This is a genomic window from Dethiobacter alkaliphilus AHT 1, assembly GCF_000174415.1.
Lineage (GTDB): Bacteria > Bacillota > Dethiobacteria > Dethiobacterales > Dethiobacteraceae > Dethiobacter > Dethiobacter alkaliphilus.
Window position 1 is genome coordinate 196,882 of record NZ_ACJM01000005.1, and the last position, 12,202, is coordinate 209,083.

The 12,202-nt window shown below is 44.9% G+C and carries 14 protein-coding genes; 13 read left to right on the plus strand and 1 reads right to left on the minus strand.

All coding sequences use genetic code 11. The features are described 5' to 3' along the window. Positions 1 to 27: 27 nt before the first annotated feature. Positions 28 to 1,434 (minus strand): trimethylamine methyltransferase family protein, encoded by a 1,407-nt coding sequence (locus DEALDRAFT_RS06475; RefSeq protein WP_008515959.1) that lies wholly within the window; start codon positions 1,432 to 1,434, stop codon positions 28 to 30. Positions 1,435 to 2,389: 955 nt separating this feature from the next. Between DEALDRAFT_RS06475 and DEALDRAFT_RS06480 the strand changes: the two genes are divergently transcribed. From DEALDRAFT_RS06480 to DEALDRAFT_RS06535, 13 genes are all read left to right on the plus strand, one after another. Continuing rightward, the gene (locus DEALDRAFT_RS06480) at positions 2,390 to 3,115 is read left to right on the plus strand and encodes an ABC transporter ATP-binding protein (RefSeq protein ID WP_008515960.1); all 726 of its coding nucleotides are present in this window, start codon (positions 2,390 to 2,392) and stop codon (positions 3,113 to 3,115) included. Then, positions 3,112 to 4,782 carry a putative ABC transporter permease subunit gene (locus DEALDRAFT_RS06485; protein ID WP_008515961.1) on the plus strand — a complete coding sequence of 557 codons (1,671 nt, stop codon included), beginning with the start codon at positions 3,112 to 3,114 and terminating at the stop codon, positions 4,780 to 4,782. The genes DEALDRAFT_RS06480 and DEALDRAFT_RS06485 overlap by 4 nt, the downstream gene beginning before the upstream one ends. A gap of 91 nt (positions 4,783 to 4,873) precedes the next feature. Further along, a complete protein-coding gene (locus DEALDRAFT_RS06490) occupies positions 4,874 to 5,176 on the plus strand; it encodes a hypothetical protein (RefSeq protein ID WP_008515963.1) in 303 nt (100 codons plus the stop codon). Positions 5,177 to 5,381: 205 nt separating this feature from the next. Further along, positions 5,382 to 6,227 carry an ABC transporter ATP-binding protein gene (locus DEALDRAFT_RS06495; protein ID WP_008515965.1) on the plus strand — a complete coding sequence of 282 codons (846 nt, stop codon included), beginning with the start codon at positions 5,382 to 5,384 and terminating at the stop codon, positions 6,225 to 6,227. Beyond that, positions 6,227 to 6,943, plus strand: a complete 717-nt coding sequence (locus tag DEALDRAFT_RS06500; protein ID WP_008515967.1) for an ABC transporter permease — start codon at positions 6,227 to 6,229, stop codon at positions 6,941 to 6,943. The genes DEALDRAFT_RS06495 and DEALDRAFT_RS06500 overlap by 1 nt, the downstream gene beginning before the upstream one ends. Positions 6,944 to 6,966: 23 nt before the next feature. Continuing rightward, the gene (locus DEALDRAFT_RS06505) at positions 6,967 to 7,197 is read left to right on the plus strand and encodes a hypothetical protein (RefSeq protein ID WP_008515969.1); all 231 of its coding nucleotides are present in this window, start codon (positions 6,967 to 6,969) and stop codon (positions 7,195 to 7,197) included. Beyond that, positions 7,187 to 7,690 carry an ATP-binding cassette domain-containing protein gene (locus tag DEALDRAFT_RS15940; RefSeq protein ID WP_008515970.1) on the plus strand — a complete coding sequence of 168 codons (504 nt, stop codon included), beginning with the start codon at positions 7,187 to 7,189 and terminating at the stop codon, positions 7,688 to 7,690. The genes DEALDRAFT_RS06505 and DEALDRAFT_RS15940 overlap by 11 nt, the downstream gene beginning before the upstream one ends. 98 nt (positions 7,691 to 7,788) lie before the next feature. Beyond that, positions 7,789 to 8,325 (plus strand): hydrolase, encoded by a 537-nt coding sequence (locus DEALDRAFT_RS06515; RefSeq protein ID WP_008515972.1) that lies wholly within the window; start codon positions 7,789 to 7,791, stop codon positions 8,323 to 8,325. A 16-nt stretch (positions 8,326 to 8,341) separates the two neighbouring features. Beyond that, positions 8,342 to 8,596 carry a GIY-YIG nuclease family protein gene (locus DEALDRAFT_RS06520; protein WP_008515974.1) on the plus strand — a complete coding sequence of 85 codons (255 nt, stop codon included), beginning with the start codon at positions 8,342 to 8,344 and terminating at the stop codon, positions 8,594 to 8,596. Positions 8,597 to 8,643: 47 nt separating this feature from the next. Further along, positions 8,644 to 8,787: a hypothetical protein gene (locus DEALDRAFT_RS16850; protein ID WP_008515976.1), complete on the plus strand. Its 144-nt coding sequence runs from the start codon at positions 8,644 to 8,646 to the stop codon at positions 8,785 to 8,787. Between the two features lie 249 nt (positions 8,788 to 9,036). Continuing rightward, a complete protein-coding gene (locus DEALDRAFT_RS06525) occupies positions 9,037 to 10,383 on the plus strand; it encodes a sodium-dependent transporter (protein WP_008515978.1) in 1,347 nt (448 codons plus the stop codon). 187 nt (positions 10,384 to 10,570) lie between these two features. After that, positions 10,571 to 11,476 carry an ABC transporter ATP-binding protein gene (locus tag DEALDRAFT_RS06530; protein ID WP_008515979.1) on the plus strand — a complete coding sequence of 302 codons (906 nt, stop codon included), beginning with the start codon at positions 10,571 to 10,573 and terminating at the stop codon, positions 11,474 to 11,476. Position 11,477: 1 nt separating this feature from the next. Then, positions 11,478 to 12,202: ABC transporter permease (locus DEALDRAFT_RS06535; protein ID WP_008515981.1), on the plus strand; the 725-nt coding region annotated here is incomplete at its 3' end.

A 12,202-nucleotide genomic window follows, 5' to 3' on the forward strand; every position in this document is an offset into this window, starting at 1 on the left:
CACTCCTTCCAAAGCTCGAACCTCCTCTTATATGGCGTACTTGTGTTTAGACAAAAAGTACTTTTTCGGTTTTTCTTTGAGAATTCCGGCAACAATCTTATGAGCCCTTTCATCGGCTGTTGTATGCCCTTCCGACTTCCATACTGAACGCTGCTGGCGGTCACTGAGCGTAGGCTGATAATGCTCGGTTCTATAAAACTTCCTGGTAGTTCTGCTGGCTACAAAGTTTCCGCCGGGTCCGGCTTTTTTGATTTCATCGACGCAAAGGGTCTTTTCGGTTACATCAATGCCCTTTATCGATCTTTTCACCATGCCGAGGATTTCATTATCGATTACAAGCTTCTCTAAGCTTACTGTAAAGGCAAATTCCATCAGACCGGCGGCATCATGGATAAAATCTGCTCCTGCCAAACCTACCAGCATGTTCGTTACAGCCGATTCATATCCGCATTGCGCATCCAGTACTTTTGAATCACTGATGCCCGCAGTTGAATAATAGGGGATACCATAGTGCTGGGCCATCTGTGCTGTTGCGGCATTGATTAAACCGCTTTCCACAGGAGCACCTAAATATCGCATAGTACTCATATCCATTGAAGAAGCAACACACCCATATATTACCGGAGTCCCTGGATTTACTAACTGAGTCAGCATAATATTAATCAGGGCATCACAATTTTGAACCACAAGCGTACCGGCCACGGACATAGGTGAAGTGCCGCCGCATAATGGTTCTACCGGCACTGCCAGGGGAAGGCCTTCTCTGGCAATTTGCATCATAAAAGTTCCGTATTTATCATCAATTCTAAGTGGGCTGATTCCACAGGTTATAAAGGAAATGAATGGACGTTCCCGCAGCGCTTCCGGAGAACCCGCAGCCTCTTCGGCCATACGAATCACTTCATTTATACCCTCCGAAGTATAGACACCGCCCATAACATGCTTGTCAGTGTAGGTCAGTCCTGCAAAAAACCTGTTTATATCTACATCATTAACATCTAAGTCATTGGGGTAAGTTGGCAGTAAGCAAATGTCAATGTTATCCATCTTGTCAACAACTCTGACCACATTCTCAAGATCCTGCAGCAAGGCAGGCCTGCTATCTTTTTCTCCATGGTCCAGCATGTGTAAAGCTGTACCACCGGTCCCAAAATATACGTTCCCTGATCCAAGATGGCAGTCGTGCTTCTCATTTCGTCCGTAAAGTGTTATTTTTGAAGGCGCTGATGAAATTAGTTCCCTAACGGTTTCTTCCTTTAATTTGATTATCTTATTTTCCTCATCAACGAAGTCGGCAACTTTTTTAAAATACTCAAAAGCTTCCGGCTGATATACTTCAAAACCGGTTTCCGACAGCACCTCCATGGTGGCCTGATCAATTTTGTCAATATCGCTCTGTGTAAGAGGCGTATATTGATGCGTACGACTATTCATTCTTTTTCCTCCTTCATGATTTTGTTTTAGAATGGTGCAGCTATTTACACATTCCAAACATAATTTAATAAATATTCATAATGCATTCCTCCAATTCCATTTATTTTAAGTGAATCATAACACTATCATTAAAAAAAAAATGCATAACAAAAAAAGCATCTGACATGCAAATATATTCAGACTCCCTGTGTAATATTCAAGCTTGTCCTTACAAAGAAAGGCGCGCGTATTAGATTTCCTAAACGCGCGCCTTCCAGTACCGGTTACTGCTAAAGCATTGCTAACTGAGATATAATTTCCGGTATAAAAAACCCGCGAAACAAAAACGACAGATACGTATATCCGTCATGATGTTATTTTATGTATATGGTTAATTGTTTGAGGTGGATTAAAGTATATTGAACTCTCTGAATTATCTGAAATGAGGTTTGAAAAAACGATTCAATAAGCTATAGAATTGGTTAAAATGGAATAACTTGTTACTTTTTATTATATGCTCCCTAGTTTTAATGTCAAGGCAAATACCCTTAATTTACCACTTCCTGTCTTCCAAGAAAGCCTGATATTATTGACTTTATGGGCTATTTTACCATTAGCAAAAAAAACTAAATTAATAAAATATTAATAACTCCTACCATCCATTTTCTACCACTTCGCAGTAAAAAAGTAGACCTGAAGAAGAACTGGGGGTGGATCCCAGTCCTAAGACCAGGGAACTTTACTATAACTTGTTCAGAAGAGGATTAAACACTTCCAAAAGAGAGTGTTTTTTCATCTTGCCAGAGTTATACTCTTCGCAGTTTACGAAGCTGCTATGCAAACCAGTATTGAAATCTTGCTAATTTTTTAACAAGCTGCAGGAAAAACATGGGTAATGAAGAAGGGTAGGGTAATTAAAAGATACTAATGCAGCCGAGATGGGTGGTAATGAAATAAATGAGAGAGGGTATACAAAGTGATTGAGATCTCCAATTTATCAAAGAGTTATAACAATGGAGCTATAAAAGCTGTTGATGAGCTTAACCTGGAGGTTAAGGCAGGAGAAATATTTGGTTTTCTCGGACCTAATGGCGCTGGTAAAACCACTACTATTAAAATGATGGTAGGGCTTTTAAAACCTGATAATGGCACTATTACCATCAATGGCCACAGTGTTACAGAAAGCCCTTTAGCAGCAAAGCAATCCATAAGCTTTGTTCCTGATACTCCCGAAGTTTATGAAAAGCTTACAGGCATCGAGTATTTGAACTTTTTAGGGGACGCTTATGGTGTTTCGGGGGAAATAAGACGGGAGAGAATCAATGCCCTGTTAGATCTTTTTGAATTAAAGGGGGCAGTTAGTGATCTGATTCAAACCTACTCTCATGGTATGCGTCAAAAAATAATCCTTATCGGGGCGCTACTACACGAGCCTGAGGTTTTTATTTTGGATGAGCCCATGGTGGGGCTAGATCCTAAGTCTGCCAACAATCTTAAAAATTATATGCGAGAACACTGTAATAAAGGGAATACAGTCTTTTTTTCTACCCATGTATTGGAGGTGGCTGAGAAGCTCTGTGACCGCATCGGTATTATTCATAAAGGAAAGCTTATTGCCTGTGGTACCATGGCCGAGCTTAATAACCTATCGGAAGACCAAGAATCCCTGGAAAAAATATTCCTGGAGTTGACAAATAAATGAGAATGCTACAACTAATTTGGCTGCAAATAAGGGTGAACTTTAGTCTTTCCGCAATAAATTGGTACCGCAAAAAAGACATAAAGAAGTTTCTTGGAAGCTTAGGACTATTTGCATTAATTGTTATAAGTCTAGGACCTATTTTTTACCTTTATTTAAGATTGGTTCAAGAAACCTACAAAGCAGGCTTAACCTTTGGTCAGGCAGAAGTGGTGCTGACCTCGGCATTGGTTTTAGCTTCTGTCCTGGTACTGATGTTTGGCTTTGTCTTTGTGATGTCTGTATTTTATTACTCAAAAGACTTATCGATTTTAGTTCCGTTACCTTACCTCCCCAAAGATATCCTGGGAGCTAAATTTTCTGTAGTCTTAATTTATGATTATTTAACTATCTTACCTTTTTACTTGCCGGCTCTATGGGTTTACGGTAGCAATACAGGCGCCGGCCCCCTTTACTGGATTATCGGTGCAGTTGTATTTTTCTTAGTGCCGGTAATACCTTTGACTCTTGCTTCAATTTTTGTTCTTTTTCTGATGAGGGTGACTAACTTTAGCAGAAGAAGAGATACATTGCGTATGATTGGACTTGTTTTATTTATTTTTATCCTTTTAGGCTTTAACTACTTTATTACTGGGATACCAGTGGGAGAAGAAGCAGAATTTATTGAGATGCTATTTTTAGAAGAACAAGGATTAGTAAGCTATGTTAGCAGGATTTATCCCCCCGCACTATTTGCTACAAAGGCTTTAACCTCTGGAGGCGTGGAAGGGATTCTTAATTTTGCTTATTTTCTGGGTTTTAGTTTTGCAGGCATAGCTTCGATGCTCTTAATTGGACAAAAAATATTTTATCAAGGTCTTATCGGCGGGGAGGAAGTTCAGAGCCGCAAAGCCATTTCCCAGGAAAAACTGGAAAAGAAAATCTCTCAGCCCACTTCCTTTGTTTGGGCAATCGCTATGCGGGAGATAAAATACCTTTTTAGAACTCCAATTTATCTTTTCAACAGCGTAGCTATGCTGGCCATAGTGCCTTTACTCTTTGTCATCCCAGCCCTCTCCGGAGGAAGTATGGATCAGTTGATAACTGTCCTTCAAGAAATGGAGCCTCGGGTTGCGCAACTTTTGGGAGGTGCGGTTTTTATCGCTGTTTTGGCATTATTTGTTCCGGCAGCCTCTAGTTCCTTTTCCCGGGAAGGTAAGTTATTTTGGGTATCTCAAGTAATTCCAATTCCTCCAAAAAAACAAATTCAGGGAAAGATACTTTACTCCTTTATCCTAGCTTCTTTGACGTTACCTATAGTTGTTCTAATGTCGCTTATTATGCTGCCCTGGAGTTTAACAGAACTTCTGATAGTTCTTGGGGGAGGAATGGTGTTAAGCTTTCCCGCTATTACCTTAAGTTTACTGATAGATTTTATGCGGCCTTATTTAACCTGGGATAGTCCGCAAAAGGCTATTAAGCAAAATATTAACGTTGTTTTGGCCATGGTAGCAGGGGGAGGGCTTTACTATTTGCTTTATCTGGCAGGTAGAACAGCTTACTTTGCCACTGAAGCAGAACTCCCGGTTTATCTGGTGGTGCTGGGCGGGGCAACGCTATTTGGCATTCTATTTTACTGGATAATGATAAAAATAGCCCCAGGCAAATATAATGATATTAACATAAAGTGAAATGTGGAAACACAGCGATGGGTTGCTTTAGTTGGTCCGGTAAAGATGGGTTTTTTCATGGGAGAAAAAAAACAAAATGGAGGGATAACTTATGTCAAAAGTGTCATCAATGGGCAAAATTATTCTTGTGCTGTTTGTTTTAGTTGTGTTGGTAAATGGTATTGCTTTTTTCTTCTTGCCGGAAAACATTTCTTTGCAAATCAATACTAATTGGGATATCCACGGCAGTACTGTGCCAAAAATACTTTTTGTTTTTTTGGGCCCGGTGGTAGCAGCGGGGGCTTACCTTTATGCTAAGCACTCTCCGCAAAATGAAAAACAAGCATTAGCACTGGGTATTATTGCTTTTGTTGGCAGTATTGCTACAATTATTTTTAATATGATAGCTCAATAGTTTCATGAATTAACCAGGCTGGTAGCTAGTAATATATAGCCGCTACTATAAACTTTGTTCAGAAGAAGATTAAACACTTCCAAAAGGGAGTGTTTATTTTTTATGTTCAGAAACTGTTTTATTTTTGTTCAGAAGGCTGTTCTATACTTAAATCAGGCAGAATGAATGAACTGCTAATTTTTCACCAAGTATGTCGGGAGTGAAGATGATGATAGAAGTTTCTTCTTTGCAGAAAGAATATGGCGATAAGCTGGCCTTGAAAGGAATCGACTTTTCGGTGGCTGACGGAGAAGTTTTTGGGTTTTTGGGACCAAACGGGGCGGGTAAAACCACCACGCTGAAAATCCTCGCCGGTCAACTCCAGCCCACCGGTGGTCAGGCAACCATTCTGGGTATGGATGTTACAACCCAAAAACAAGTGGTACAGTTAAATATCGGCTTTGTGCCGGAGAAAACCAACCTTTATGAGCGGCTGACAGTGGCCCAGAACCTGCAGTTTTTCTGCCGCCTGTATAACTGTAAGGCAGATAACATGGATGAGTATCTGCATAAGGTGGATTTGCTCAAGGAAAAGAACACACCGGTAAAACAGCTCTCCAAGGGAATGAAACAAAAAGTGCTGTTGGTGCGGGCACTGCTGCACCGGCCCAAGCTATTGTTTCTGGATGAGCCCACCTCCGGTCTGGATCCCACCTCGGCAGACAACATGCACCGGATTTTACAGGATATCAACAAAGCAGGGACCACAGTTTTTCTCACCTCACACAACATGGAAGAGGTGGAGAAACTCTGCCACCGGGTGGCCTTTCTAAATGAGGGGCGGATTGTAGCCCAAGGGTCGCCGGAGGAGCTGAAACTGCAGTATGCCGACCGTACCCTGCGTGTCCTGCTGGATGACGGGTCAAAAGAAGAAAAAGTGTTGGATATGGACTGTAAGGAAACATCCACGTTGGTGTCCTGCTGGTTACGGCACGGAAAAGTAAGGGCCATTCATTCCAGTGAACCAACCCTGGCCGATATTTTCGTAAAAGTTACCGGGAGGGATTTTTAATGAATATGGGACGCATTTCAGCAATTTTTATCAAAGAAGCGCAGGATATCCGCACAAATATGAATCTGTTGACAATGTTTGTAATCCCGGTGGCACTGACCATGATCTACAAGAATTTCATTCCGGAAATGCCCGACGGCTTTGCCCTGGGCATGGGGCTGTTGTTTTTGGCCACTTTGGTGGGGATGTATGTACCGGCTATGACCATCGCCGAGGAAAAGGAAAAAAGGACCCTGGAGGTGCTTACCCTGTCCCCGGCCAAACCGGCAGAGGTATTTGTTGGTAAAGGGCTTTTAACCTTTGTGTCGGTACTTCTTACCATGGTTGTATTACTGTTGGTTGTGGGCAGTGAAGCAGGGACATTGCCGGTTATCGTGGTGGGGATGACTCTTACTGCAGTGGTTTGTATTTTCATCGGTATGCTCATCGGATTGTTGTCACAGAATCAGATGGCCACCGGGGTGGTGGGCATGCCGGTTTATATGGTCTTTATGCTGGTGCCTCTGTTAGCTTCACACGAGCCGCAGGATTTTATCGGTACCCTGGCAGGATTTCTCCCCACTCACCATTTCTTTCAGATGCTGCGCCTGACACTGGATGAAGGGCAGGGCCTGGCGCAAATGGGGCCCCAGTTGGCGTTTTTATCAGCAAGTATTCTGGTGGCATTTTTGCTGCTGATGGTTGTCTACAGGCGCAAAGGCCTGGAGCAGAGTTAATTAGAATTGGTTGGCAGGTGAAAATGATGTTTATGCAGAGAAAAAAGTTTATTATGTTTCCCGATGCAGGGATATCCACTTTGCTGGCCTTGATGCCCGTAACTTGGGTGGCGTTATTTGCCAGATTGATAACGGTTCTTTCCGGTGGGGTGGCAGGTGGAGTTTGGGGATTTTTGTTGTCACTGCTGACGACTCAGGTGACAAAGAGATATAAACATTCTGAGAAAAAAGTAGGTGTGGAAAATGCTGCGTAATACCGTACTGGAAGCAAGGGATATCTGGAAAGGAAACGGCAGGCAGTCCTGGGTGCTGCACGGTATCCGGCTGGAGATTATGGAAGGGGATTTCATTGCCATCCTTGGCGGGCCTGCCGCAGGGAAAACCACTTTGCTTAAAGTGCTGAGCTTTCGGGATGCACCGGACCAGGGCGCTGTTTATTTTGAGGGGCGCCTGGTGGGGCGCACCGGAGCCCGGGAACTGGAGCAGATGTGTTCAGAGCGTGTCTGGTTTATAGACGGAGGCCTGGAGAAGGAAAAAATTCAGCCCAACGGGCGCCTGGCTGCGGTTCTCCTTGATGAGCCTGAGCGGGAACATGAACTGCCAAAACAGATTCGGGATTTAAACCGCGCCGGTGTGGCGGTGGTGCTGGCCACCCGCAATCCTGAAGTGGCTTCTCTTGCTCCCTTGATCTATAAACTAAACGACGGCAAGCTGGAAAAGCTAACCGACGGGGAAAAAATGGAATGATGCTTTGCAGTCAGCAAAGCATCAGCGGAAAGTGAAGGGAACAGGCATTGTTGTGCAGAAATAGTAAAGATAAATTCTGCAGACGGGAAGTGACAGCGATGCTCAGCAAAGATGAATGCGTATTGGTTGTGATCGATGTGCAGGGGAAACTGGCACATATGATGCACAACAAAGAGGACCTGTTTAATAATATCCAAATCATGATTCAGGGGGCAAAAGCCCTGGATATACCGGTAATCTGGGTGGAGCAGTATCCGGAAGGGTTGGGAGGTACCATCGAGGAGATTGCCGACCTTCTGGAGGGAGCACCGGTGGAAAAGGTGACCTTTAATTCCTGTTTAAATGATGAATTTGTAAAGACTCTGTCCTCTTATAACAGGCAGCAGGTATTGGTGGTGGGTATTGAAACCCATATCTGTGTTTACCAGACCGTTATGGGCCTGCTTAAAGCCGAATATGATGTGCATGTGGTGGCCGACGGTGTTTCTTCCCGAACCGAGGATAATAAACTAATCGGGCTGGAAAAGATGAAGGACGGCGGGGCTCATATTACCAGCACCGAAACAACATTATTTGAGTTGGTACGAATTGCCGAGGGGCAGGAGTTTAAAGAAATACTGAAGCTGGTTAAGTAGAACAGGGGATGATCATATGGCGGCGTTTGTCTATATTTTAAAGTGTGCCGATGATACCCTGTATACCGGCTGGACAACGTGTCTGAAAAAGCGGGTTAGAATGCATAACAGCGGCAAAGCTGCCAAATATACCAGAGCCAGGCTGCCTGTAGAAATAGTCTGGTGGGAGGAGTACGAAAAAAAAGAAGATGCCATGCGGCGGGAGCGGGAGATTAAAGGATTTCCCCGTTCTGCTAAAATGGAACTTATTATTGCCGCCACCAATGGGTAATTTAATCAGTACAGGGTACTGAAAAATAATAATCCAGGAGTGGTGATATGCTATTTGATGTTGCAGCTGAAATCATGGAAAAGCTGGAAAAAGAATTTCATGAGGCCGACCCCGAAGAAAAAGAACGTTTTATCCGCAGCTCCATGTCGCTTTTGAAGACAGTGATGGGGGATACGTCAAAGTTGCTATAATCTAACAAACCCTGGGAAGCTGATATTAGGTCAGCTTCTTTTTTTGCACGGTAATAATAAATATTAGAATTAATATATAAATAAAAGAAGGGAAATTTAATAGGCACAAAGAAAAAGTTATGCGATAGGGAATACGGGATAATGTGGCCTGTTTGCGGGCCGGTATTATTCCCCTTGTGAAAAAAAGGGAAAGGAGGTAAATGGGATAATTTTGTTCTCTGTTTTTACTAAATTGACAGGAGGTGCGTTATGAGTAACGAAAGAGAACAATGGGTAAGTAGAATTGGCTTTATTCTGGCCGCTGCCGGTTCAGCTATCGGCCTCGGCAATATCTGGCGTTTCCCCCATGTAACAGGGACTGAGGGTGGCGCAGTTTTCGTCCTGATTTATTTAATTACAACCCTGCTTATCGGGTATCCTCTACTCAACACAGAGGTATCTATCGGAAGAAAGACACAAAGAAACCCGGTGGGGGCATTTAAAGCTTTAGCTCCCAACACACCATGGTGGTTGGTCGGGGCTCTGGGTGTTTTTACAGGTTTTATTATTCTATCTTATTACTCTGTGGTAGCCGGCTGGGCCATGTCTTATACTGCACAGTCATTAGGTGGCCTGTATGCACCTGGTACAGATTACGTCGATACTTTTGTCGGCCACATCTCCCAGGTATGGGAGCCGATTTTGTGGCATTTCCTCTTTATGCTTATCACCGTGGGCGTAATCGCAGCCGGTGTTGTTAAAGGGATCCAACGTACGGTAAAGATTTTGATGCCGATGCTGTTTATCTTGTTTGTGGCGCTGATTGTTCGCTCCTTAACACTTCCCGGAGCAGGTGCCGGTGTAGCCTTTTATTTGCAGCCTGATTTCAGTCAGGTAACGGGTCAAACCTTTTTATCAGCCATTGCTCAAGCCTTTTTCACATTGAGCTTAGGGATGGGTGCTCTGATTACTTACGGCAGTTATCTGAAGCAAAATGAAGACGTTTCAGTTGACTCCGGTTGGGTTGTGGGTCTGGATACCGGTATTGCATTGCTTGCCGGATTTGCCATTTTCCCCGCTGTGTTTGCTCTGGGCTTTGACCCTGATGGTGGTGCAGGACTGGCATTTATGACCCTGCCTGCGGTATTTGCTGAAATGCCCATGGGTCAGTTGTTTGGTTTCCTGTTCTTCCTGTTATTGTCTGTAGCCGCACTGACTTCCGCCATTTCCCTGCTGGAAGTTGTAGTGGCCTGGGTCATTGATGAGCACGGTTGGAGCCGCAGAACCGCTGCTGTTGTACTTGGCGGACTGATTTTCCTCCTGGGAATTCCCTCAGTTCTTGGATTCAGTGCTTGGAGCGATATCACTTTCCAGGGTATGGATATACTTGATACCTTTGACTGGTTTGCCAACAGTATCTTCCTGCCGCTGGGCGGATTACTTACCGCCATCTTTGCCGGCTATGTCTGGGGCAACCAGAAGGTTATGGAAGAAGCTAACTGCGGTAAGGACCGCCAGTTCCTGTGTGCCTGGTACGCCGTAAGCATCAAGTATATCATCCCCATCGCTATTGCTGTGGTTATGGTATGGGGCTTGTACGAAACATTCTTTGGCTAAACATTATGTGACAATCGAATAATTATCGGTTGACTTAACAGGGCTTAGGCCGCTACTCCAAGCGGCCTAAGCTTTTTTTCGTCCTTTATGACTAGGCCCAAATACGCCGGTAGACCGATGTGAGACCAAGTGTTGTGGTGTATTCTATAGACAACAGAAACAAACGAAAGCAAGGAGGTCACGGTAAATGAAAGATATGGTTGTTATGGTAAAAGATTTTTCCAAACAGTACGGTGGCGTTACGGCGGTGGACGGCATCAGCTTTACGGTAAAGGAAGGCGAAATTTTTGCTCTCTTGGGCCCAAACGGTGCGGGGAAAACCAGTACCCTGGAATGCCTGGAAGGTATCCGTAAGCAAGACGGTGGAACCATTCGCATCCTGGATGTGGATCCGGCAGCGGAGCCGGGAAAACTACCTCAACTGGTAGGAGTCCAGCTGCAGCAGGCAGCACTGCCGGCTACCATTAAGGTAGAGGAGGCCATAAAACTCTTCAGCGCCTACCATGGAATCAAACCCCGCTTTGATCTGCTGGAGAGACTGGGTCTGCAGGATAAAATGCAGCAGACTTATCAGTCACTCTCCACCGGCCAAAAAAGGCGGTTGGCTCTGGCGCTGGCGGTGGCACACAACCCCAAGCTTGTGATTCTCGATGAACCCACTGCCGGCCTGGATGTGCAAAGCAGAGTAACACTGCATCAGGTGCTGCGGGAGCTGCGTGATGCAGGAACCACCATTATTCTGTCCACCCATGATATGGCGGAGGTGGAATCACTGGCAGACCGGGTGGCCATTATGCTGAAGGGAAAGATTGTGGCAAGCGGAACACCCAGGGAACTGACGGCTACAGGAAACGGTCTGACAAAGATCTCCGTACGTGCTACCGGCCAGTCACTTTTACAGAACGGATTTGCCGGAGTGGTGAAGGCCACGGTGCAGGATGACTACCGGATCTACTATTCCTCAGACCCAGGTGCGGCGGTGTGTGAGATTATTGCCCGCATAAACGAAGCAGGCGAAGAGTTGGAAGATTTGCGTGTGGAGCGTCCGTCTTTGGAAGAGAGATTTTTGGAATTAACTCAGGAGGTGCACTAAAATGACTGCTTTTGCCCAACATGCTGCGTTTACACTTCGGACCGGTTTACGGAACAAAGATTTACTGTTAATGAACTACATGCTGCCCCTTGGCTTTTTCCTGATGATGGGAACCATTATGACAGAGGAAATTAACCCGTTTTTCCTGGATACAATGATTCCGGCAATGATGATCTTTGCTGCTCTCTCCGGTGCTATTCTCGGATTACCCAACCCCCTGGTGGAAGACAGGGAAGCCGGTATCCTGCGCAGCTATAAGATTAACGGTGTCCCTGCCGCATCGATTCTGGCAGTGCCGGCTCTGGCAACCGTAATTCACATGCTGGTAGTTGGTACAGTGATTGCCGGTTCAGCCCAGTTAATCTTTGCTGCTCCACTACCGGTAAACTGGCTGATGCTGGCGGTAACTTATCTGGCCTTCCTCTTTACCTGCAGCGGTCTTGGTTTGCTCATTGGTACTATCTCCAAAAACACACAGGCAACTATTATGTGGTCACAGTTAGTTTTCCTGCCCTCCATTATGCTTGGCGGTTTGATGATGCCGGCTTCCATTTTGCCGGAAGCTCTGCAGCAGGCAGCCCGGTTGTTGCCCAGCACCTATGCCATGGATGCCTTCCGCGCTCTGGCCATGGGGTATGAAGCAGCATCTTATGCTCCGGTTCTGAACCTTGTCATCCTGGTTGCCGGTGGGATTTTAGCCTACGCTTTAGCTTGGTTCCTCTTCAG

Bases quoted from the DNA above. Each gene is read 5' to 3' on its own strand.
- DEALDRAFT_RS06525 (WP_008515978.1), top strand. From the start codon at position 9,037: ATGAGTAACGAAAGAGAACAATGGGTAAGTAGAATTGGCTTTATTCTG.
- DEALDRAFT_RS16850 (WP_008515976.1), top strand. From the start codon at position 8,644: ATGCTATTTGATGTTGCAGCTGAAATCATGGAAAAGCTGGAAAAAGAA.
- DEALDRAFT_RS06485 (WP_008515961.1), top strand. From the start codon at position 3,112: ATGAGAATGCTACAACTAATTTGGCTGCAAATAAGGGTGAACTTTAGT.
- DEALDRAFT_RS06515 (WP_008515972.1), top strand. From the start codon at position 7,789: ATGCTCAGCAAAGATGAATGCGTATTGGTTGTGATCGATGTGCAGGGG.
- DEALDRAFT_RS06530 (WP_008515979.1), top strand. From the start codon at position 10,571: ATGAAAGATATGGTTGTTATGGTAAAAGATTTTTCCAAACAGTACGGT.
- DEALDRAFT_RS06505 (WP_008515969.1), top strand. From the start codon at position 6,967: ATGATGTTTATGCAGAGAAAAAAGTTTATTATGTTTCCCGATGCAGGG.
- DEALDRAFT_RS06490 (WP_008515963.1), top strand. From the start codon at position 4,874: ATGTCAAAAGTGTCATCAATGGGCAAAATTATTCTTGTGCTGTTTGTT.
- DEALDRAFT_RS06520 (WP_008515974.1), top strand. From the start codon at position 8,342: ATGGCGGCGTTTGTCTATATTTTAAAGTGTGCCGATGATACCCTGTAT.
- DEALDRAFT_RS06500 (WP_008515967.1), top strand. From the start codon at position 6,227: ATGAATATGGGACGCATTTCAGCAATTTTTATCAAAGAAGCGCAGGAT.
- DEALDRAFT_RS15940 (WP_008515970.1), top strand. From the start codon at position 7,187: ATGCTGCGTAATACCGTACTGGAAGCAAGGGATATCTGGAAAGGAAAC.
- DEALDRAFT_RS06475 (WP_008515959.1), bottom strand. From the start codon at position 1,434: ATGAATAGTCGTACGCATCAATATACGCCTCTTACACAGAGCGATATT.
- DEALDRAFT_RS06495 (WP_008515965.1), top strand. From the start codon at position 5,382: ATGATGATAGAAGTTTCTTCTTTGCAGAAAGAATATGGCGATAAGCTG.